31 protein-coding genes are annotated in these 21,678 nt (G+C 45.6%); all 31 read left to right on the plus strand.

Annotation, left to right across the window (positions count from 1 at the left end; all coding sequences use genetic code 11):
* The first annotated feature begins 58 nt into the window (after positions 1-58).
* The gene (gene rpoC, locus ACR1R9_RS30810) at positions 59-3,673 is read left to right on the plus strand and encodes a DNA-directed RNA polymerase subunit beta' (RefSeq protein WP_076292164.1); all 3,615 of its coding nucleotides are present in this window, start codon (positions 59-61) and stop codon (positions 3,671-3,673) included.
* A gap of 216 nt (positions 3,674-3,889) precedes the next feature.
* The gene (locus ACR1R9_RS30815; protein ID WP_076292165.1) at positions 3,890-4,138 is read left to right on the plus strand and encodes a ribosomal L7Ae/L30e/S12e/Gadd45 family protein; all 249 of its coding nucleotides are present in this window, start codon (positions 3,890-3,892) and stop codon (positions 4,136-4,138) included.
* Positions 4,139-4,291: 153 nt separating this feature from the next.
* Complete coding sequence (gene rpsL, locus ACR1R9_RS30820) at positions 4,292-4,714, plus strand: 30S ribosomal protein S12 (RefSeq protein ID WP_056697677.1); 423 nt, start codon at positions 4,292-4,294, stop codon at positions 4,712-4,714.
* An 87-nt stretch (positions 4,715-4,801) separates the two neighbouring features.
* The gene (gene rpsG, locus ACR1R9_RS30825; RefSeq protein WP_007432586.1) at positions 4,802-5,272 is read left to right on the plus strand and encodes a 30S ribosomal protein S7; all 471 of its coding nucleotides are present in this window, start codon (positions 4,802-4,804) and stop codon (positions 5,270-5,272) included.
* 47 nt (positions 5,273-5,319) lie between these two features.
* Positions 5,320-7,398, plus strand: coding sequence for an elongation factor G (fusA, locus tag ACR1R9_RS30830; protein ID WP_076292166.1), 2,079 nt, complete (start codon positions 5,320-5,322; stop codon positions 7,396-7,398).
* Positions 7,399-7,496: 98 nt separating this feature from the next.
* Entirely contained in the window at positions 7,497-8,687 is a 1,191-nt protein-coding gene (gene tuf, locus ACR1R9_RS30835; RefSeq protein ID WP_076292167.1) for an elongation factor Tu, read from the plus strand.
* Between the two features lie 434 nt (positions 8,688-9,121).
* Entirely contained in the window at positions 9,122-9,430 is a 309-nt protein-coding gene (gene rpsJ, locus ACR1R9_RS30840) for a 30S ribosomal protein S10 (protein WP_017692074.1), read from the plus strand.
* Between the two features lie 46 nt (positions 9,431-9,476).
* Positions 9,477-10,100 (plus strand): 50S ribosomal protein L3, encoded by a 624-nt coding sequence (gene rplC, locus ACR1R9_RS30845; RefSeq protein ID WP_053779208.1) that lies wholly within the window; start codon positions 9,477-9,479, stop codon positions 10,098-10,100.
* Between the two features lie 25 nt (positions 10,101-10,125).
* Positions 10,126-10,749 carry a 50S ribosomal protein L4 gene (rplD, locus tag ACR1R9_RS30850; protein ID WP_062329471.1) on the plus strand — a complete coding sequence of 208 codons (624 nt, stop codon included), beginning with the start codon at positions 10,126-10,128 and terminating at the stop codon, positions 10,747-10,749.
* Positions 10,749-11,039, plus strand: a complete 291-nt coding sequence (gene rplW, locus ACR1R9_RS30855) for a 50S ribosomal protein L23 (RefSeq protein ID WP_024633586.1) — start codon at positions 10,749-10,751, stop codon at positions 11,037-11,039. Before rplD ends, rplW begins: the two co-directional genes overlap by 1 nt.
* Positions 11,040-11,070: 31 nt before the next feature.
* Complete coding sequence (gene rplB, locus ACR1R9_RS30860; protein WP_076292169.1) at positions 11,071-11,901, plus strand: 50S ribosomal protein L2; 831 nt, start codon at positions 11,071-11,073, stop codon at positions 11,899-11,901.
* Positions 11,902-11,972: 71 nt separating this feature from the next.
* Entirely contained in the window at positions 11,973-12,251 is a 279-nt protein-coding gene (gene rpsS, locus ACR1R9_RS30865) for a 30S ribosomal protein S19 (protein ID WP_024633584.1), read from the plus strand.
* Positions 12,252-12,286: 35 nt separating this feature from the next.
* Complete coding sequence (rplV, locus tag ACR1R9_RS30870) at positions 12,287-12,619, plus strand: 50S ribosomal protein L22 (protein WP_024633583.1); 333 nt, start codon at positions 12,287-12,289, stop codon at positions 12,617-12,619.
* A 15-nt stretch (positions 12,620-12,634) separates the two neighbouring features.
* Positions 12,635-13,300, plus strand: coding sequence for a 30S ribosomal protein S3 (gene rpsC, locus ACR1R9_RS30875; RefSeq protein ID WP_024633582.1), 666 nt, complete (start codon positions 12,635-12,637; stop codon positions 13,298-13,300).
* A gap of 2 nt (positions 13,301-13,302) precedes the next feature.
* Positions 13,303-13,737: a 50S ribosomal protein L16 gene (rplP, locus tag ACR1R9_RS30880; RefSeq protein WP_076292170.1), complete on the plus strand. Its 435-nt coding sequence runs from the start codon at positions 13,303-13,305 to the stop codon at positions 13,735-13,737.
* Complete coding sequence (rpmC, locus tag ACR1R9_RS30885; protein ID WP_017692083.1) at positions 13,727-13,924, plus strand: 50S ribosomal protein L29; 198 nt, start codon at positions 13,727-13,729, stop codon at positions 13,922-13,924. The genes rplP and rpmC overlap by 11 nt, the downstream gene beginning before the upstream one ends.
* 48 nt (positions 13,925-13,972) lie before the next feature.
* Positions 13,973-14,239: a 30S ribosomal protein S17 gene (gene rpsQ, locus ACR1R9_RS30890; RefSeq protein ID WP_024633580.1), complete on the plus strand. Its 267-nt coding sequence runs from the start codon at positions 13,973-13,975 to the stop codon at positions 14,237-14,239.
* 35 nt (positions 14,240-14,274) lie between these two features.
* Positions 14,275-14,643: a 50S ribosomal protein L14 gene (gene rplN, locus ACR1R9_RS30895; protein WP_024633579.1), complete on the plus strand. Its 369-nt coding sequence runs from the start codon at positions 14,275-14,277 to the stop codon at positions 14,641-14,643.
* Between the two features lie 39 nt (positions 14,644-14,682).
* Complete coding sequence (gene rplX, locus ACR1R9_RS30900; RefSeq protein ID WP_024633578.1) at positions 14,683-15,036, plus strand: 50S ribosomal protein L24; 354 nt, start codon at positions 14,683-14,685, stop codon at positions 15,034-15,036.
* Positions 15,037-15,068: 32 nt separating this feature from the next.
* Positions 15,069-15,611 (plus strand): 50S ribosomal protein L5, encoded by a 543-nt coding sequence (gene rplE / locus ACR1R9_RS30905; protein ID WP_062329467.1) that lies wholly within the window; start codon positions 15,069-15,071, stop codon positions 15,609-15,611.
* Positions 15,612-15,684: 73 nt separating this feature from the next.
* Positions 15,685-15,870 carry a type Z 30S ribosomal protein S14 gene (locus ACR1R9_RS30910; protein ID WP_013312154.1) on the plus strand — a complete coding sequence of 62 codons (186 nt, stop codon included), beginning with the start codon at positions 15,685-15,687 and terminating at the stop codon, positions 15,868-15,870.
* Positions 15,871-15,902: 32 nt separating this feature from the next.
* Positions 15,903-16,301: a 30S ribosomal protein S8 gene (gene rpsH, locus ACR1R9_RS30915; protein WP_017692088.1), complete on the plus strand. Its 399-nt coding sequence runs from the start codon at positions 15,903-15,905 to the stop codon at positions 16,299-16,301.
* A 30-nt stretch (positions 16,302-16,331) separates the two neighbouring features.
* A complete protein-coding gene (rplF, locus tag ACR1R9_RS30920; RefSeq protein ID WP_024633576.1) occupies positions 16,332-16,874 on the plus strand; it encodes a 50S ribosomal protein L6 in 543 nt (180 codons plus the stop codon).
* 117 nt (positions 16,875-16,991) lie between these two features.
* Positions 16,992-17,360 carry a 50S ribosomal protein L18 gene (gene rplR, locus ACR1R9_RS30925; protein ID WP_062329465.1) on the plus strand — a complete coding sequence of 123 codons (369 nt, stop codon included), beginning with the start codon at positions 16,992-16,994 and terminating at the stop codon, positions 17,358-17,360.
* Positions 17,361-17,387: 27 nt separating this feature from the next.
* Positions 17,388-17,885, plus strand: a complete 498-nt coding sequence (gene rpsE / locus ACR1R9_RS30930; RefSeq protein WP_017692091.1) for a 30S ribosomal protein S5 — start codon at positions 17,388-17,390, stop codon at positions 17,883-17,885.
* 12 nt (positions 17,886-17,897) lie between these two features.
* Positions 17,898-18,083, plus strand: coding sequence for a 50S ribosomal protein L30 (gene rpmD, locus ACR1R9_RS30935; RefSeq protein ID WP_017692092.1), 186 nt, complete (start codon positions 17,898-17,900; stop codon positions 18,081-18,083).
* Positions 18,084-18,126: 43 nt separating this feature from the next.
* Positions 18,127-18,567, plus strand: coding sequence for a 50S ribosomal protein L15 (gene rplO / locus ACR1R9_RS30940; RefSeq protein WP_062836188.1), 441 nt, complete (start codon positions 18,127-18,129; stop codon positions 18,565-18,567).
* Positions 18,567-19,865 (plus strand): preprotein translocase subunit SecY, encoded by a 1,299-nt coding sequence (secY, locus tag ACR1R9_RS30945; protein ID WP_062329461.1) that lies wholly within the window; start codon positions 18,567-18,569, stop codon positions 19,863-19,865. The genes rplO and secY overlap by 1 nt, the downstream gene beginning before the upstream one ends.
* 90 nt (positions 19,866-19,955) lie before the next feature.
* Positions 19,956-20,600, plus strand: a complete 645-nt coding sequence (locus ACR1R9_RS30950) for an adenylate kinase (protein ID WP_024633570.1) — start codon at positions 19,956-19,958, stop codon at positions 20,598-20,600.
* 4 nt (positions 20,601-20,604) lie between these two features.
* The gene (gene map / locus ACR1R9_RS30955) at positions 20,605-21,357 is read left to right on the plus strand and encodes a type I methionyl aminopeptidase (protein WP_024633569.1); all 753 of its coding nucleotides are present in this window, start codon (positions 20,605-20,607) and stop codon (positions 21,355-21,357) included.
* A 10-nt stretch (positions 21,358-21,367) separates the two neighbouring features.
* Positions 21,368-21,676, plus strand: coding sequence for a KOW domain-containing RNA-binding protein (locus ACR1R9_RS30960; RefSeq protein ID WP_076292171.1), 309 nt, complete (start codon positions 21,368-21,370; stop codon positions 21,674-21,676).
* Positions 21,677-21,678 lie beyond the last annotated feature (2 nt).

Below are 21,678 nucleotides of genomic sequence, written 5' to 3' on the forward strand. Positions count from 1 at the left end.
GCTTCGGCCGGAGGGGGCGTAACCTAGAATACAGGACTTGGTTAAGGAGGGTTGCTCCTTGTTGGACGTCAACAATTTCGAATACATGAAGATCGGGCTTGCTTCCCCAGAAAAAATTCGTTCTTGGTCCCGCGGAGAAGTGAAAAAACCGGAAACGATCAACTATCGTACGTTGAAACCGGAAAAAGAAGGGCTGTTCTGCGAAAAGATTTTTGGCCCTACAAAAGACTGGGAATGTCATTGCGGTAAATACAAACGCGTCCGTTATAAAGGCGTTGTCTGTGATCGTTGTGGCGTTGAAGTGACACGTGCGAAAGTACGCCGCGAACGGATGGGCCATATTGAGCTCGCTGCTCCGGTATCGCATATCTGGTACTTCAAAGGTATTCCGAGCCGCATGGGTCTCGCTTTGGATATGTCTCCAAGATCTCTCGAGGAGATTATTTATTTTGCATCATATGTAGTAACTGATCCAGGAGAAACTCCACTGGAGAAAAAACAGCTGTTGTCCGAGAAAGAATACCGCAGCTACCGTGAGAAATACGGATATGGATTCCAAGCTGGCATGGGTGCAGAAGCGGTTAAAAAACTGCTTCAAGACCTTGATGTGGATAAAGAGCTTGAATTCCTGAAGGAAGAGCTCCGCACTGCACAAGGACAACGTCGTAACCGTGCGATTAAACGTTTGGAAGTTATCGAAGCATTCCGCAACTCGGGTAATAAACCTGAGTGGATGATCATGGATGTACTTCCTGTTATTCCACCGGAACTTCGTCCGATGGTACAGCTGGACGGTGGACGTTTTGCAACGTCTGACCTGAATGACCTGTATCGCCGTGTAATCAACCGGAACAATCGTCTGAAACGTTTGCTTGACCTGGGCGCGCCAGACATTATCGTACAAAATGAAAAACGGATGCTGCAGGAAGCTGTTGACGCATTGATCGACAACGGCCGTCGTGGACGCCCTGTAACGGGTCCTGGTAACCGTCCATTGAAATCCCTCAGCCACATGCTGAAAGGTAAACAAGGACGTTTCCGTCAGAACTTGCTCGGTAAACGGGTTGACTATTCGGGTCGTTCCGTTATCGTAGTTGGACCTTACCTGAAAATGTATCAGTGTGGTCTGCCTAAAGATATGGCACTTGAACTGTTCAAGCCTTTCGTTATGAAAGAGCTTGTAAATAAAGGGCTTGCCCACAACATCAAGAGCGCTAAACGTAAAGTTGAGCGTGTAAGTCCTGAAGTATGGGATGTTCTTGAAGAAGTAATTAAGGAGCACCCGGTTCTGTTGAACCGTGCCCCTACGCTTCACAGACTCGGTATTCAAGCATTTGAACCGATTCTCGTTGAAGGTAAAGCCATCCGTCTTCACCCGCTCGTATGTACTGCATACAATGCCGACTTTGACGGTGACCAAATGGCCGTGCACGTTCCATTGTCTGCTGAAGCTCAAGCAGAAGCACGTATCCTGATGCTTGCATCAGGTAACATTTTGAACCCGAAAGACGGTAAACCGGTTGTTACCCCTTCCCAGGATATGGTGCTTGGTTCTTACTACCTGACCATGGACAACAAGGAAGAAAAAGGAACAGGTATGATTTTGCGCACGGTAAACGAAGCTGTATCCGCGTACCAACGTGGAACTGCTGGTTTGCATGCACGTGTAGCGATCCCGGTTAGAGCGCTTGGTAAAACAAGCTTTACCGATGAACAACAAGATGCAATGTTGCTGACTACTGTCGGTAAAATCATCTTCAATGAAATCTTCCCGGCAAGCTTCCCTTACATCAATGATGCAACTCGTGCGAACCTTTACCAGGGTACAGCTGAGCATTCATTTGTTTATGAGAAGGGTGCTGACCTTAGAGAAGCGATTATGAACGCTCCTTTGGCTGGTGGTGTCGGTAAAGAATATCTCGGTTCGATCATCGCACGTTGTTTTGAAATTTATCATACAACGGAAACAGCCGTTATTTTGGATAAAATCAAACAACTCGGATTCACATACTCCACTCGGGCTGGTATTACGGTTGCGGTATCGGATGTTATCGTTCCGGAAGAGAAAACCGAAATTCTTAGACAGTCGGAAGAAAAAGCACAAATCGTTACGAACCAGTACCGTCGTGGTCTGATTACGAACGAAGAGCGCTATGACCGCATCATTGATATCTGGTCGAAATCTAAAGATGATATCACCGAGATTCTGATGAAATCGATGGATCGTTACAACTCCATCATGATGATGGTTGACTCCAAAGCACGGGGTAACAAATCGCAAATCACCCAATTGGGCGGTATGCGTGGTCTGATGGCCAACCCATCCGGTCGAATCATTGAACTCCCAATTAAATCGAACTTCCGTGAAGGTCTGACGGTACTCGAGTACTTCATCTCGACTCACGGTGCCCGTAAAGGTTTGGCCGATACGGCCTTGCGTACAGCGGATTCAGGTTACCTGACTCGTCGTCTCGTAGACGTGGCACAAGACGTGATTGTGCGTGAAGATGATTGTGGTACAGATAAAGGCTTTACGGTAAGTCGTATCCAGGATGGTAAAGAGGTTATCGAGGATCTCTACGACCGTATTGAAGGCAGATACTGCTTCGAAACTGTTCGTCATCCGGAAACAAAAGAAGTTATTGCACATCGCAATGAGCTGATTGATTCTGATAAAGCAGAGGCGATCATCAAAGCTGGCGTAACCAAATTGCAAATCCGTTCCGTCCTCAGCTGCCGTGCTCGTCACGGTGTCTGCAAGAAGTGTTATGGTCGTAACTTGGCGACTGGTAAACACGTGGAAATCGGTGAAGCAGTTGGTATTATCGCAGCACAATCCATTGGTGAGCCAGGAACACAGTTGACAATGCGTACGTTCCACACCGGTGGTGTAGCCGGAGACGATATTACGCAAGGTTTGCCGCGTATCCAGGAGTTGTTTGAGGCTCGTAATCCTAAGGGTCAAGCAACAATCAGTGAGATTGATGGTGTTGTCAAAGAGATTCGCGAGGCGAAAGATCGTCGTGAAATCGAAATTCAAGGTGAAGCAGAATCCAAAGTTTACTCTGTTACCTATGGTTCCCGTGTACGCGTAAGCGAAGGCATGGAAATTGAAGCTGGTGACGAGTTGACAGACGGTTCTATCGATCCAAAAGAAATGCTGCGCATTAAAGGCGTACGTGGCGTACAGAACTACATTTTGCAGGAAGTACAGCGCGTATATCGTAACCAAGGCGTAGAAATCAATGACAAACACGTTGAAGTTATGATCCGTCAAATGTTGCGTAAAATCCGTATCGTCGATGCAGGGGACACTACGTTGTTGCCAGGATCGTTCGTGGATACGCATGAGTACGAAAGAGCTAACAAAACAGCGATTCTGAGTGATAAAGAGCCAGCGGTTGCGAAACCAATCCTGCTCGGTATTACGAAAGCATCCCTGGAAACTGACTCCTTCCTCTCAGCGGCATCGTTCCAAGAAACTACACGTGTCCTGACAGATGCAGCGATCAAAGGTAAAGTCGATCAGTTGCTCGGTCTGAAAGAAAATGTAATCATTGGTAAATTGATTCCTGCAGGTACGGGCATGAACCGTTACCGCAGCATCAAATTTGCTGAGCCAGAAGATGGCCAATCTTCAGTAGAAGAACTTGAGCCAGTTTCGGTTGATTAAATGGATTTGCTAACTTTATTCTGATGAATAGGATAAGTTAAGGTTTTGTATGCCAGGGGGCGGACGACTGTTTTATGCAGACGGACGTTTCCCGGTATAGCAAAACTTGCAAATAAATGTTTTAGGATTAGCATTGACATTGCTTGCGCTAGATGCTAATATATCAAAGGTGCGTGGGCAGCTGATTGTATATGGTCCTATTCGGAGGAATGAACAATGTCTAATGAAAAAGGTCTGCAAGATGCTCATGTCAAAATTGGTACCAAACAGACCATGCGGATGGTCCAGTCAGGAATGGCTGCTGAAGTCTATGTGGCTGAAGATAGTGATCCGCAGCTCACTTCCAAAATCATTGCCTTGTGTGAACAACACAATGTAAAGTACACGAAAGTGGACACAATGAAAAATCTCGGCAAAGCTTGCGGGATTGGAGTGGGAGCAGCAATGGCTGCTGTCGCAAAATGATAGAGTAAGGAACGTTTTTGTCCGAGAACTTTTAGGGATTCTCAAAGGCAAAAACTTTTCATTTGTCTTTTTATGAACCGCCTGGGTCTGTGGACTTAGCGTAAAGAGGTTTATAAAGAAACATGAACAATTGAGGAAGGGGGTGGCAATCACATGCCAACTATTAACCAACTGGTTCGTAAAGGACGTCAAGCTAAAGTTGATAAGTCCAAATCGCCAGCTTTGCAAAAAGGGTTCAACGCTTTGAAACGTGAATCTACTAACATCAGTGCCCCACAAAAACGTGGTGTCTGCACTCGTGTAGGTACAATGACTCCACGTAAACCAAACTCTGCACTTCGTAAGTATGCCCGTGTTCGTTTGACGAACCGTCTCGAGGTAACTGCTTATATCCCGGGAATCGGACATAACCTTCAAGAGCACAGCGTTGTGTTGATCCGCGGAGGTAAAGTTAAAGACCTTGCAGGGGTTCGTTATCACATCGTTCGTGGAGCTCTTGATACTGCAGGCGTAAACAACCGTATGCAAGCTCGTTCGAAATACGGTGCTAAACGTCCAAAAGCTAAAAAAGCCTAAAACATTATAAGTAGCCATCCTATATACCTTTTGGATTAATATCTGAAAGTGTTGGATCGGCTCAACAAGAAAGAAAGGGGGATATCCATGCCACGCAAAGGTCCAGTTACGAAAAGAGACGTGTTGCCAGATCCGGTATACAACTCCAAGTTGGTTACTCGTTTGATCAACCGCATCATGCTCGACGGAAAACGCGGTGTTGCTCAAAGTATTCTGTATAATGCGTTCAAGTTGATTCAAGAACGTACGGGTAATGACCCGATGGAAGTATTTGAAGCAGCAATCAAGAATATCATGCCAGTCCTGGAAGTTAAAGCTCGCCGTGTCGGCGGTGCCAACTACCAAGTACCAATCGAGGTAAAACCAGAGAGACGTACTTCTTTGGGATTACGTTGGCTCGTGAACTACTCCCGCAACCGCGGTGAGAAAACAATGGAAGAGCGTTTGGCGGCTGAGATCATCGACGCTTCCAACAACACAGGCGCTTCCGTTAAGAAACGCGAAGACACGCACAAAATGGCTGAAGCGAACAAAGCGTTTGCTCACTACCGTTGGTAGGATTCAGTTCACAATAATAACTTCAATTTTGAAGGGAGACCCAATTCATGGCAAGAGAGTTCTCCTTGAAAAATACACGTAATATCGGGATCATGGCTCATATTGACGCGGGTAAAACCACTACAACTGAGCGGATCTTGTTCTACACAGGCCGTACGCACAAAATCGGTGAAGTTCACGAAGGCGCTGCGACAATGGACTGGATGGAACAGGAACAGGAGCGCGGAATTACGATTACTTCCGCTGCTACTACCGCTGCTTGGAAGGGCCACCGCGTTAATATCATTGATACCCCGGGACACGTTGACTTCACTGTTGAAGTTGAACGTTCCCTTCGTGTATTGGACGGAGCAGTTGGTGTATTCAGTGCGAAAGAAGGCGTTGAGCCTCAGTCCGAAACCGTATGGAGACAGGCTGACAAGTACGGCGTACCTCGTATCGCTTACGTAAACAAAATGGATATCATCGGTGCTGACTTCCTGAACGTTGTATCTGACATGCGTGATCGCCTTCAAGCGAACGCTGTTGCGATTCAACTTCCAATCGGCGCTGAAAATGATTTCATCGGTATTATCGATATCGTTGAACAAAAGGCTCATATGTACAAAGATGACCTTGGTCAAAATATCGAAGAAACAGAAATTCCTGCGGAATTCAAAGAGCAAGTTGAGGAACTCCGTAACGAATTGATCGAGCGTGTTGCAGAACTGGACGAAGATTTGACAATGAAATACCTGGAAGGTGAAGAAATCTCTATTGAAGAGATCAAAGGCGCTCTCCGTAAAGGTGTTGTAGATGTTAAGATCTTCCCTGTTATCTGTGGTTCCTCATATCGTAACAAAGGTGTTCAACTGATGTTGGATGCTGTTATCGACTACTTGCCAGCTCCAATCGATGTACCAGCTATCACTGGTCACCTCGAAGATGGAACTGAAGCTATTCGCAAGTCTTCCGATGAAGAGCCATTCTCTGCATTGGCCTTCAAAATTATGACTGACCCTTACGTTGGTAAATTGACATTCTTCCGCGTATACTCCGGTGTTCTTCAATCCGGTTCTTATGTATTGAATGCCACTAAAGGCAAACGTGAGCGTATCGGTCGTATCCTTCAAATGCATGCGAACAGCCGTCAAGAGATCACTGAAGTTTACTCCGGTGACATTGCAGCTGCCGTAGGTTTGAAAGATACTGGTACAGGTGATACACTGTGTGATGAGAAAAATCCGGTTATCCTGGAGTCAATGAACTTCCCTGATCCGGTTATCGAAATCGCCGTTGAACCTAAAACCAAAGCTGACCAAGATAAAATGGGTGTTGCTCTCGGTAAGTTGACTGAAGAGGATCCTACTCTTCGTGCTCATACTGACGAAGAAACAGGCCAAACAATCTTGGCAGGTATGGGTGAGCTTCACCTTGATATCATCATTGACCGTATGCGTCGTGAGTTCAAGGTTGAAACTACTGTGGGTAAACCACAAGTAGCTTACCGTGAAACATTCCGTGCACCAGCGCGCGTTGAAGGTAAATTCGTTCGTCAATCCGGTGGTCGTGGTCAATACGGTCACGTATGGGTTGAGTTCGAACCTCTCGAGCCGGGTACAGGCAGCCAGTTCGAAAGTAAGGTTGTCGGTGGTTCCGTTCCAAGAGAATACATTCAACCAGCTCTTGCAGGTATCGAAGAGCAAATGAAAAACGGCGTTATCGCAGGCTTCCCGCTTGTTGACGTTAAGGCTACAATCGTAGACGGATCTTACCATGATGTCGATTCCAACGAGATGGCATTTAAAATTGCCGGATCAATGGCGCTGAAAGCTGCGAAAGACAAATGTAGTCCAGTTCTGCTTGAGCCAATCATGAAAGTAGAAGTAACCGTTCCAGAAGAGTACATGGGTGACGTTATGGGTATGCTTAACTCCCGTCGTGGCCGCATCGAAGGTATGGATTCCCGTAGTGGAGCTCAAATCATTCGTGCTAAAGTACCTTTGTCTGAAATGTTCGGATACTCTACAACTCTTCGTTCCGGTACTCAAGGACGCGGCGTATTCTCCATGGAGCTTTCTCACTATGAAGAAGTTCCTAAGAGCATCGCTGAAGAGATTGTTGCCAAAACAAAAGGAACCGAGTAGTTTTCTCTCATTGAATGAATGTGCATAAGAGTCATGAATTCTTTGCACTTCATTTAGTGAAAAACATAAAATTATAATTTTAAGGAGGCCACGTTCAAATGGCAAAGGCTAAATACGAACGTAATAAACCCCACGTTAACATTGGTACTATCGGTCACGTCGACCATGGTAAAACAACTCTGACTGCTGCAATCACAACTGTATTGTCTAAAACTTACGGTGGTGCCGCTGTAGCATTCGACCAAATCGACAAAGCTCCAGAAGAGCGCGAGCGCGGTATCACAATCTCCACAGCTCACGTTGAGTACGAAACTGACACTCGTCACTACGCTCACGTAGACTGCCCAGGTCACGCCGACTATGTTAAAAACATGATCACTGGCGCGGCACAAATGGACGGAGCTATCTTGGTAGTATCCGCAGCTGACGGCCCAATGCCACAAACTCGTGAGCACATCTTGCTCTCCCGTCAAGTAGGCGTACCTTACATTGTTGTATTCTTGAACAAATGTGACATGGTTGAAGACGAAGAGTTGTTGGAATTGGTTGAGATGGAAGTTCGCGACCTTCTTAACGAATATGAGTTCCCAGGTGATGATACTCCAATCACTCGTGGATCCGCTCGTGAAGCTCTTCAAAACCCTGATGGTGAGTGGGCTCAAAAAATCGTTGAGATGTTCAAAGAAATCGATACTTACATCCCACTGCCTGAGCGTCAAACTGACAAACCTTTCTTGATGCCTGTCGAGGACGTATTCTCCATCACTGGTCGTGGTACTGTTGCTACAGGTCGTGTAGAGCGTGGTACTGTTAAAGTCGGCGAAGAGATCGAAATCGTTGGTATCACTGAAGAAACTAAAAAATCCGTAGTTACGGGCGTTGAAATGTTCCGTAAATTGCTGGATTCCGCTCAAGCGGGTGACAACATCGGCGCATTGCTGCGTGGTGTTGACCGTACTCAAATCGAGCGTGGACAAGTTTTGGCAAAACCGGGTTCTGTTAAGCCACACACAGAATTCTCTGCACAAATCTACGTTTTGACTAAAGAAGAGGGTGGCCGTCATAAGCCTTTCTTCACTGGATACCGTCCGCAGTTCTACTTCCGTACAACTGACGTAACTGGTATCATCAACTTGCCAGAAGGTACTGAAATGGTAATGCCTGGTGACAACATCACGGTTACTGTTCAACTGATCTCCCCAATCGCGATTGAAGAAGGAACTAAGTTCTCCATTCGTGAAGGTGGCCGTACAGTAGGTGCAGGTTCCGTAGCAACTATCCAAAAATAATTCAGCTTATTGCTGAGTAAGTATATGCAACAGTGTGCTGGAACGAGTAACATTGTACTGTAACGAAGCTTCGGAAGAGTTCTTTATCCGACATCGGATAAAGAACTCTTTTATTATGTAATAGTTTCGGAACCTGCGTCATACGAAATGAACATCATTTACGAATGTAGAAGGATTGGTAAGGCAACATGTATATTGGAGATAACACTGCACTAAACGAAGTCATTTCATGAGAAAAGATTAGTTTAAATGTTTTTCTTAAATATGCTTGCAATATGCCCATCTTTTCTATATAATAATGAATGTTGTTCTGTGACGTTGCGATGATGTGAGAGGTTACTGGCACACCCGGCCCCTTTGCCATGGGACAGTGGCCAGAAAATTTTCACGGAGTATGTCCGATAAAAAATTGGGCGATAGAAGGAGGGACTAAAATGGCAAAGCAAAAAATTCGTATTCGTTTGAAAGCTTACGACCACAGAATTCTTGATCAATCCGCGGAGAAAATTGTTGAAACAGCAAAACGTTCGGGTGCAGGTGTATCCGGTCCGATTCCGCTTCCTACTGAAAAACAAATCATTACTATTCTTCGTGCGGTGCACAAGTACAAGGATTCTCGGGAACAATTCGAACAACGCACACATAAGCGTTTGATCGACATCGTTAACCCGACTCCACAAACTGTGGATGCCTTGATGCGCTTGGATCTGCCGTCCGGTGTAGATATCGAAATTAAATTGTAATACAAGCTGCAACAAAGACCATGTATAAAGGAAAAGAGGTGTCAACATGAAAGCAATCTTAGGAAAAAAACTCGGAATGACTCAAGTATTTACACCTGAGGGTAACGTTGTACCAGTAACGGTTATCGAAGCAGGCCCTTGTGTTGTTTTGCAAAAGAAAGACATTGAGAATGATGGCTACGAAGCAATTCAAATCGGTTACTCCGATAAGAAAGAGAAAAATGCTAACAAGCCAGAAGCAGGTCACGCTAAAAAAGCGAACACTGCCCCTAAGCGCTACGTTCGTGAAGTTCGCGGTATCAACATCGCAGAATATGAAGTTGGCCAAGAACTGAAAGCTGACATTTTCGCTGAAGGCGAATTCGTTGACGTAACGGGTGTTTCTAAAGGTAAAGGTTTTGCCGGCGTTATCAAACGTTGGGGACAAAGCACTGGACCTATGTCTCACGGTTCGCGTTACCACCGTGGCCCTGGTTCAATGGGTTCGATCCAAGCTAACCGCGTTCCTAAAGGCAAACGCCTGCCAGGACACATGGGACATGATACTGTTACAATCCAACGTCTTGAAGTAGTTAAAGTAGACGCTGAGCGTAACGTGTTGCTCGTGAAAGGTTCCATTCCTGGACCGAAAAACAGTCTCATTAAAGTTAAAGAAACGGTGAAAAAATAACCACTGAAGAAAGGAGGAACACAAAATGCCAAAAGTATCAGTTTACAATGTAGATGGTAGCCAAGTAGGCGAAGTTGAATTGAACGATGCGGTTTTCGGAATTGAGCCGAACCAACACGTTCTATACGATGCAGTTCTTATGCAACGCGCTTCCCTTCGTCAAGGTACCCACAAAGTAAAAGGACGTTCTGAAGTGCGTGGCGGTGGACGTAAACCTTGGAAACAAAAAGGTACAGGTCGCGCTCGTCAAGGTTCGATTCGTTCTCCACAATGGAAAGGCGGCGGTATCGTATTTGGTCCGACACCACGGAGCTATGCATACAAACTGCCTAAGAAAGTTCGCCGTTTGGCGATTAAATCAGCTCTTTCATCCAAAGTGATCGACAATGACATTATCGTTCTGGATGCTCTCACGCTGAGCACACCTAAAACAAAAGAATTTGCTGCCATCTTGAACAACTTGAAAGTTGGACGCAAAGCTTTGATCGTAGCTCCTAGCTATGATGATAATGTGGCTCTTTCCGCACGGAATATTCCTGGCGTGAAATTCGTAGCTGCTGACGGCATTAATGTTCTTGACGTGCTTTCGCACGACAAATTGATCATTACGAAAGAAGCAGTTCAGAAGGTAGAGGAGGTGCTCGCGTAATGAAGGATCCTCGTGATATTGTAAAACGTCCGATTATTACGGAACGTACTGCTGACATGATGAATGACTTGAAATATGTATTTGAAGTCGATATCCGTGCAAACAAAACCGAGATCAAAAAAGCCGTAGAAGCTATTTTCAACGTAAAAGTGAAAAACGTGAACACTCTGCGTGTTCCAGCTAAGCCTAAACGGTACGGACGTTATTCCGGATATACAAGCGAATGGAAAAAAGCGTTTGTAACGCTGACACAAGACAGCAAAACGCTTGAGTTCTTTGAAACTGTATAATTGAAATTTTTGAAGTAAGGAGGGAAACCTAGTGCCAATCAAAAAGTATAAACCAACATCCCCGGCAAGACGGAACATGTCCGTTTCTACATTTGAGGAAATCACCACAGATAAGCCGGAGAAATCGTTGTTGGCCCCGTTGAGCAAACAAGCAGGCCGCAACAACCAAGGTAAAATTACAGTTCGTCACCACGGTGGTGGACACAAGCGTAAATACCGTATCATTGACTTCAAACGTACTAAAGATGGAATACCGGGCCGCGTTGCTACGATTGAGTATGACCCGAACCGTACATCCAACATCGCTTTGATTCACTACGCTGATGGTGAGAAACGTTACATCATCGCTCCTAAAGGTCTGAAAGTTGGCGATCAAGTATTCTCCGGTCCTGACGCAGACATCAAAATCGGTAACGCACTGCCACTTGAAAACATTCCAGTAGGTACCGTTATCCACAACATCGAGTTGAAACCAGGTAAAGGCGGACAATTGGTTCGTGCTGCTGGTACAGAAGCTCAATTGCTTGGTAAAGAAGAAAAATACGTATCCGTTCGTCTCTCTTCCGGAGAAGTTCGTCGTATTCTGAAAGTTTGCCGCGCAACAATCGGATCTGTTGGTAACCAAGACCACGAGCTCATCAAAATCGGTAAAGCCGGTCGTAGCCGTTGGTTGGGACAACGTCCTGAAGTTCGTGGTGTAGTAATGAACCCTAACGATCACCCACACGGTGGTGGTGAAGGTCGTGCTCCAATCGGACGTAAATCGCCAATGTCACCATGGGGTAAACCTACTCTTGGTTACAAAACGCGTAAGAAAAATAAAGCTTCTGATAAATACATCATTCGCCGCCGCACGAAGTAATACACACTGTGCATAACTTCGTGAGGCATCTGCGGATGCATAATAGCTACGTTTGAAGGGAGGATCTCCACATGGGTCGCAGTTTGAAAAAAGGGCCATTCATTGATGGCTACATGCTGAAAAAGGTAGAAGAGATGGAAGCATCCGGTAAAAAGCTTGTTATTAAAACCTGGTCCCGTCGTTCTACAATTTTCCCGCAATTCATCGGACACACATTTGGCGTATATGACGGTCGTAAACACGTACCAGTATACGTAACTGAGGACATGGTCGGACACAAACTGGGTGAGTTCGCTCCAACCCGTACGTACAAAGGCCATACTGATGATGATAAGAAAACAAGAAGATAAATGAACATCTTTAATGTTTGAGAGGAGGTTACACAATGGAAGCAAAAGCACATGCTAAGTTTATCCGGATTGCTCCTCGTAAAGTTCAACTCGTTGTTGACTTGATTCGCGGCAAGCAAGTTGGTGAGGCGGTTGCCATTCTCCGTCACACTCCGAAATCCGCTTCTCCGATTGTTGAGAAGTTGCTTAACTCCGCGATTGCAAATGCGGAACATAACTATTCTTTGGATGTTAATAACTTGGTCATTTCGCAAGCTTACGTGAACCAAGGACCGACAATGAAACGTTTCCGCCCTCGTGCAATGGGACGTGCAAGTCGTATTAACAAACGTACTAGCCACATCACTTTGGTGGTATCTGAAAAGTAGAAGGAGGGGAAATGTGTGGGCCAAAAGGTAAATCCAGTCGGACTCCGTGTCGGAATTATCCGTGACTGGGAATCTAAGTGGTATGCAGGTAAAGACTTCGGCGATCTTTTGATGGAAGACGTGAAAATTCGTGAATTCCTGAAAAATAAATTGAAAGACTCCGCTATGTCTCGTGTTGAAATCGAGAGAGCGGCTAACCGCGTAAACGTAACGATTCACACTGCGAAACCAGGTATGGTTATCGGTAAGGGTGGTTCTGAAGTTGAAAATCTGCGTAATCAAATTACGAAAATCGCAGGCGGTAAAAAAGTACACATCAACATCTCTGAAATTAAGAACCAAGACCTGGACGCAATCCTGGTAGCTGAAAGCATTGCACAACAATTGGAACGTCGCGTTTCTTTCCGTCGTGCTCTGAAACAAGCTATTCAAAGAACTATGCGCTCTGGTGCAAAAGGTATTAAAACTCAAGTGGGCGGACGTCTTGGCGGTGCTGAGATTGCTCGTTCGGAAGGCTACAGCGAAGGAACTGTTCCACTGCACACGCTTCGTGCCGACATCGACTACGGTACAGCAGAGGCTCATACAACTTACGGCCGTATCGGCGTAAAAGTATGGATCTATCGTGGAGAGGTTCTTCCTACGGCTAAGAAACAAGCTGCTAAGGAAGGAGGCAACTAATCATGTTGGTACCAAAACGTGTAAAACACCGTAAGCAACAACGTGGACATATGAAGGGCCAAGCTAAAGGCGGAACTACGCTGAACTTCGGCGAATACGGTCTGCAAGCTACGGAACCGGCTTGGATTACGAACCGTCAAATCGAAGCGGCTCGTATTGCGATGACTCGTTACATCAAACGTGGTGGTAAAGTTTGGATCAAAATCTTCCCAGACAAACCAATCACTCAAAAGCCTCTCGAGGTTCGGATGGGTAGCGGTAAAGGTAACGTAGAAAAATGGGTTGCAGTTGTGAAACCAGGTAAGATCATGTTTGAACTTGCTGGTGTACCGGAGGATATTGCACGCGAAGCAATGCGTCTTGCCGCTCACAAACTGCCAATCAAAACGAAGTTTGTGAAACGTGAAGAATTGGGTGGTGAAGCAAATGAAAGCTAGTGAATTTCGCAACCTAACCTCTGCTGAAATCGAGCAAAAGATTGCCGGATTTAAAGAAGAACTCTTTAACCTCCGCTTTCAACTCGCTACCGGTCAGCTGGATAACCCGACTCGAATCCGTGATGTGCGGAAAGAAATAGCTCGTGCTAAAACCATTATCCGTGAAAGAGAATTGGGAATCGGTTAATTAGGGATCGGATGTCTAATCCGTCCGTAATCAGGAAGGAGGCCAACAATGAGCGAAGAACGTAACGCACGTAAAGTGCAAACAGGTAAAGTAGTCAGTGATAAAATGGATAAAACGATCGTTGTTGCTGTAGAAACTTACAAAAAACACGACTTGTACCATAAACGTATCAAGGTTACTAAAAAATTCAAAGCGCATGACGAAGAAAACACTGCGAAAATCGGTGACACGGTGAAAATCATGGAGACTCGTCCGCTTTCGAAAGATAAACGCTGGAGACTTACTGAAGTCGTAGAAAAAGCGATTATCATCTAATGCATCAGCAGCATAGCTGAAAGGAGGAATACTAAATGATTCAACCATTTACACGTTTGACTGTGGCCGACAACTCCGGTGCGAAGGAACTGATGTGTATCCGCGTACTCGGCGGTACGGGACGTCGTACAGCTCAAATCGGTGATCTGATCGTTTGTTCGGTAAAACAAGCAACACCAGGCGGCGTTGTCAAAAAAGGTGATGTAGTTAGAGCGGTTGTCGTTCGTACTAAACGTTCTGTACGTCGTAAAGACGGTTCCTACATCGGTTTTGATGAAAATGCAGCGGTTGTTGTAAAAGACGACAGAAGCCCACGTGGAACACGTATTTTCGGACCTGTTGCTCGTGAACTCCGCGAGAAAGACTTCATGAAAATCGTTTCCTTGGCCCCAGAAGTTATCTAAAGCTTAATCTCGTGATGTTAGAAACAGGAGGTGTACGAAATGCCAAGAGTGAAAAAAGTTCTGGAATCCCATAACAATAAACTTCATGTTAAAAAAGAAGATACAGTTATGGTGATCAGCGGTAAAGACAAAGGTAAAAAAGGCCGTGTCATCGCTGCTTATCCTCGTGAGAACCGCGTCCTTGTGGAAGGTGTTAACATGATTAAAAAACACCAGAAGCCTAACCAGCAAAATCCGCAAGGCGGCATTATCGAGAAGGAAGCTCCGATTCACGTTTCCAACGTAATGCACATCGATCCGAAGAGCGGAAAAGTAACCCGTGTAGGTTACAAAGTGTTGGATAACGGAAAGAAAGTGCGCGTTGCAAAACGTTCCGGAGAAATTATCGACTAATTGAACCGAATGAGAAAGGAGGTCTATGATTCATGGCAGCAAGAATGAAAGAACGTTACCTGAACGAAATTGCTCCTGCTTTGATGCAGAAGTTTAACTATACAACGGTAATGCAAGTGCCGAAAATCGAGAAAATCGTTATCAACATGGGTGTGGGCGACGCAGTTCAAAACTCCAAAGTGTTGGATTCCGCAGTAAACGATTTGCAACTGATCGCAGGTCAAAAACCTGTAATCACTCGTGCTAAAAAATCTATCGCAGGTTTCAAACTGCGTGAGAACATGCCTATCGGTGTGAAAGTAACATTGCGTGGCGAGCGTATGTACTTCTTCCTCGATAAACTGTTCAACGTTACGCTTCCTCGTGTCCGCGACTTCCGCGGTGTATCGAGCAAAGCTTTCGACGGACGTGGTAACTACACACTGGGTCTGAAAGAACAATTGATCTTCCCAGAGATCGAGTATGATAAAGTAGACAAAGTCCGCGGTATGGATATTGTCATCGTAACAACGGCGAAAACAGACGAAGAATCCCGTGAATTGCTCACGCAACTCGGAATGCCTTTCGTAAAATAATGTTGCTATAACGTTTCCGGGTGTCTGGAAAGACTCCCTTTTCTCCGAAATTATTTAGGAGGTGTCAGGCTAAGTGGCAAAAACTTCGATGAAAGTTAAACAACAACGTACACCAAAGTTTAAAGTACGTGCTTATACACGCTGTGAGCGTTGCGGACGTCCACATTCGGTACTGCAGAAGTTCAAAATTTGCAGAATTTGCTTCCGTGAATTAGCTTATAAAGGCCAGATCCCTGGCGTGAAAAAAGCAAGCTGGTAAAAAGTCCTGAACGGGAAGGAGGTTAACTCACAATGACTATGTCTGATCCAATTGCAGATATGCTTACTCGTATTCGTAACGCGAACACAGTTCGTCACGAAACGGTAGAAATGCCTGCTTCGACAATGAAAAAACAAATCGCCGACATCTTGAAGCGTGAAGGTTTTATCCGTGACGCTGAAGTTATCGATGATAACAAACAAGGGATTATCCGTGTTTTCCTGAAATACGGTCAAAATAACGAGCGTGTTATTACTGGTCTGAAAAGAATCAGTAAACCTGGTCTTCGTGTTTACACGAAAAGCAACGAAGTACCTCGTGTACTTGGTGGTCTGGGTATCGCTATTATCTCGACATCCAAAGGTATCATGACGGACAAAGAAGCTCGTCAATCGAAATCCGGCGGAGAAGTCGTCTGCTACGTTTGGTAATATAACGTCACAAGATAGGAGGTGCAACATATGTCTCGTATTGGTCGCAAACCAATTACAGTACCAAGTGGTGTGGACATCACACTGGACAACACCGTTATTACGGTAAAAGGACCAAAAGGATCTTTGACTCGTGAACTTCATAAAGACATGAAGGTTACAGTTGAAAACAACGAAATTACAGTTGTGCGTCCTTCCGATAACAAAACTCACCGTTCTTTGCACGGCACAACGCGTAGCGTTGTAAACAACATGGTGAGTGGTGTTACTGAAGGATTCGCAAAATCTCTGGAGCTGGTTGGGGTCGGATATCGTGCAAGCAAATCCGGAGATAAAATCGTTCTGAACGTTGGCTACTCTCACCCGGTTGAAATTACACCGGAAGCGGGAATCGAATTCGAAGTTCCTTCGAACACGAAAATCATCGTTCGCGGAATCGATAAAGAGCGTGTAGGTGCTTACGCTGCTAAAATCCGTTCCGTTCGTGAACCTGAGCCGTACAAAGGTAAAGGTATTAAATATGAAGGCGAGCGTATCATCCGTAAGGAAGGTAAAGCCGGTAAGAAGAAATAAGATTTTTCTTACCGCCTTTGCGCGGTTTTCGGCTTGCTTGCTTCTTGTGTTTCTAATATACCCCGTGGCTTCCGGTTTGAAGCCAGCGAGGTAACCTGAAAGGAGTGAATCCCTGAGATGATTACGAAACAAGATAAAAACAAGGCTCGTCTGAAAAGACACCTGCGTGTTCGTAAGAAAATCCAAGGAACGGCAGCACGTCCTCGTTTGAACGTATTCCGTTCTGGTAAACATATGTATGCTCAAATCATCGATGACGTAGCTGGTGTTACGATCGCTTCCGCGTCTACTGTAGACAAAGAATTGAGCGGCGACATCAAAAACGGCGCATCTGTTGAATCTGCTCGTAAAGTTGGCGAACTCGTTGCTAAACGTGCAAAAGACAAAGGCGTTTCTAACATCGTATTTGACCGTAGCGGTTATCTGTACCATGGTCGTATCGCAGCATTGGCTGCAGCGGCTCGTGAAGCAGGACTTGAGTTTTAAGATATTTTTCAAAAGGAGGTTAACGACTTGCGTGTAGATCCGAATACTTTGGAACTGACTGAAAGAGTTGTAAATATTAATCGCGTAGCTAAAGTAGTAAAAGGCGGACGCCGTTTCAGCTTTAGCGCACTGGTTGTAGTCGGCGACGGCAACGGCTGGGTTGGAGCTGGTATCGGTAAAGCGGGCGAAGTACCTGATGCAATTCGCAAAGGTATTGAAGACGCTAAGAAAAACCTTGTACACGTTCCACTCGTAGGAACTTCGATTCCTCACTTGGTAACAGGTAAGTTCGGCGCAGGACGCGTGCTGTTGAAACCAGCATCTGAAGGTACTGGTGTTATCGCTGGTGGTCCTGTACGTGCGGTTCTCGAACTTGCTGGTGTAGGTGACATTTTGACAAAATCTCTGGGTTCTTCGAATTCCATGAACATGGTCAATGCGACTTTGGAAGGTTTGTCCCGTTTGAAGCGTGCTGAAGACGTGGCAAAACTGCGCGGCAAATCCGTCGAAGAGCTTCTGGGTTAAGGAGGGAATCTCATGGCTAAATTAGAAATTACCCTCGTCCGCAGCTTGATCGGACGTCCGGAGACGCAAAGAACAACTGTGAAAACATTGGGCTTGCGCAAAATCAACAGTAAAGTGGTTCAAAACGACAATCCTGCCATTCGTGGTATGATTAACAAAGTAAGCCACTTGGTCGCTGTTAAAGAAGTAGAAGCTTAAAAAAGGGTTAATCCCACAAATCTTTAAGGAGGTGCAACGAACGATGAAGTTACATGAGCTTTCACCATCTCCTGGATCCCGCAAAGAACGTAAACGTCTTGGTCGCGGTCCAAGTAGTGGTACAGGTAAAACATCAGGTCGCGGTCACAAAGGACAAAACGCTCGTTCTGGCGGTGGAGTACGTCCAGGCTTCGAAGGTGGACAAAATCCATTGTATCGTCGCTTGCCAAAACGTGGTTTTGTAAACCCAACTCGCAAAGAATATGCAGTTGTGAATACTGAAGACCTGAACAGTTTTGCTGCGGGTACTGAAGTAACTCCAGAATTCTTGATGACGAACGGCGTAGTTAAAAACGCTAAATCCGGAATCAAAATCCTGGGTAACGGTGATGTCACTGTGAAGCTGACTGTTAAAGCTAACAAGTTTTCTCAATCTGCTATTGAGAAAATTGAAGCTGCCGGCGGTACAACTGAGGTGATTTAATGTTCAAGACCCTAAAGAATATCTGGCGGGTTGAAGATCTGCGCAAAAGGGTATTATTTACCCTTTTTGTACTGATCATTTACCGCATCGGCTCCTTTGTCCCCGTACCGGGAGTTAACAAAGATGTGTTCGAAGCGACAAATTCTGCGGGTAAAGAAGTTTTTGGACTTCTCAATACGTTCTCGGGCGGAGCGCTCTTTCAGTTCTCGATATTTGCGCTCGGGATCGTGCCTTACATCACTGCGTCTATCATAGTACAGTTGCTTTCCATGGACGTTATTCCTAAATTAGCGGAGTGGGCTAAGCAGGGTGAACAAGGTAAGAAAAAATCTGCACAACTGACCCGTTATTTAACGGTAGGTCTGGCATTGATTCAAGCGTTTGGTACGTCGATCGGATTCAACCGCTTGTACAATACAGAAATGGTGCCTAATGCAACATTTGCAGATTATATCTTGATCGCAATTGTACTTACGGCGGGTACTTCATTCCTAATGTGGCTTGGTGAGCAGATCACCGAGAAGGGCATAGGAAACGGGATTTCGATTTTGATCTTTGCGGGTATCCTATCAACGGTGCCTAACATTATCAAACAAACGATCGAGTCCGACTTCATCCAAGCTGACCAATTGTTCATGAACATTCTTAAAGGGGTAATCGTTGCAATTGTTATTGTACTGATTATCATAGGTGTCATTTACATCCAGCAGGCGATTCGGAAAATTCCGGTACAGTACGCTAAACGCGTCGTAGGTAACAAAATGTACGGTGGACAGAACACACATATCCCGCTGAAGATTAATGCAGCAGGTGTTATCCCTGTCATCTTTGCTTCATCTCTGTTGATGTTCCCATCGATCATCGCAAACTTCTGGGCTGATCGTGCATGGGCACAGTGGATCGGAGCCAATCTCACTACACATAAACCTTTGGGTATGTTACTGTATGTAGTGATGATTTTCGGATTCACATTCTTCTATACTTTTGTACAGATGAATCCACAGCAGATGGCTGACAATATGAAAAAGAACGGCGGTTACATCCCAGGCATTCGTCCGGGTAAAGCAACCGAGAAATATCTGACCCGTGTCATGACTCGTTTGACAACGGCAGGTGCCATCTTCTTGGCAGTAATTTCCGTTCTGCCTGTAATCTTGGGGGCACTTTCTGGTTTGCCTCAATCTGCGCAAATTGGAGGAACATCTCTCCTGATCGTTATCGGTGTTGCGCTGGATACGATGAAGCAAATTGAAAGCCAATTGATCAAACGCCACTACAAAGGTTTTATCAATAAATAGGCAATAGGTACCGGTCAAGCTAAGATTTACTTGCCGGCACCTATTGTGCTGTTTGTTGATGTAGGGTAGTCTTGGAGGGAGTGACATAACGTGAACATCCTATTCATGGGCCCTCCGGGGGCAGGAAAAGGAACGCAAGCAGACGTCATTGTGAAAGAGTTCGGTATTCCCCACATTTCAACAGGCGATGCATTTCGTCTTGCGATTAAGCAGGGAACTCCCATTGGCCTGAAAGCCAAGGAATATATGGATCAAGGATTGCTCGTACCAGATGATGTAACTATCGGCATCGTTGAAGAACGTTTGCAGCAGCCTGATTGCAGAGAAGGTTTCCTCTTGGATGGTTTTCCAAGAACCCTGTCTCAAGCAGAAGCGCTCGATGGTATTCTGGATCGACTGAACTCAGGTCTCGATCATGTAATCAACCTGAAAGTGGACCGCAACAAATTGCTCGCCCGTTTGACGGGTCGTCGTATTTGTAAGAACTGTGGCGCCACCTATCATGTCGTGTTCAATCCGCCCAAGCAGGAAGGTATTTGTGATAAATGCGGCGGTGACTTGTACCAGCGCTCTGATGATAATGAAGAGAGCGTAGGCACACGTCTCGACGAATATATCAACAAAACAGCACCACTCCTCACATTTTATGAGAACAAAGGCCTTCTTCGTCAAATGGACGGAGAGCAGGATATCGATCAAGTTTCTCATGAAATTGTGTCCCTGCTGCGAGGTTAATTGAATGATCATTGGTAAGTCCGAAACGGAACTGGGCTTGATGAGGGAAGCGGGGAGAATTGTTGCGGAAACGCATCGTCTCTTGGCAGAGCATATCGCTCCCGGTATTACGACTGGAGAACTTGACCATATGGCCGATCAATACATCCGCAGTCAAGGAGCTGTGCCGTCTTTCAAAGGTTATAACGGTTTCCCTGCCAGTGTGTGCGCTTCAGTGAATGAAGAGTTGGTGCATGGATTTCCCGGCAAACGAAAGTTGAACGAGGGCGATATCGTTACGTTTGACATTGGCGCGCAGTACCAGGGTTATCACGGAGACTCCGCCTGGACTTATCCAGTCGGCCGTATTTCCGAAGAAGCCCGTCGTCTTCTGGACGTTACCGAGGCTTCGTTATACGCAGGTCTGGCGCTGGTTAAACCGGACGTTCGCTTGTTTACAATATCTCATGCGATTCAGAAATATATTGAAGATGAAGGGTTCTCAGTAGTACGTGAATATGTCGGTCACGGCATAGGAGCGGATCTGCACGAGGAACCACAGATTCCGAACTATGGTCTTCCTGATCGGGGACCACGGCTTAAAGCGGGCATGGTGCTGGCCATAGAGCCGATGGTTAACGCAGGCAGACGGTATGTGAAAACGTTGGAAGATAACTGGACTGTCGTCACTGTTGATGGATCGTTATGCGCCCACTTTGAACACACCGTAGCAGTTACACCAGAAGGCATGGAAATTTTCACAAAACTGAATGCGTAGGTGATAAGGCATGAACAATCAGTCTAATCCGCAGCTCGGTCAACTTGTGAAGATCCGTAAAGGCCGCAATGCGGACCAAGCCGCAGTAATTGTTGCTATAGCGGACAGCAGGTTCGTATATATTGCGGATGGAGACAAACGTAAGTTTGATCAACCCAAGAAGAAGAATATTCTTCATCTTGAACTCCAGCCGATGATTAGCAGCGAGGTCGTAAACAGTTTAAACGAGAGTGGTCGGGTGACAAACGGAAAGCTCCGCTTCGCGGTTCATTCGTTTCTGGAATCCACCAACATTCAAGCTGAAGAGAAAGGAGACTGACT

Source organism: Paenibacillus taichungensis (assembly GCF_050994985.1).
Taxonomy (GTDB): domain Bacteria; phylum Bacillota; class Bacilli; order Paenibacillales; family Paenibacillaceae; genus Paenibacillus; species Paenibacillus taichungensis.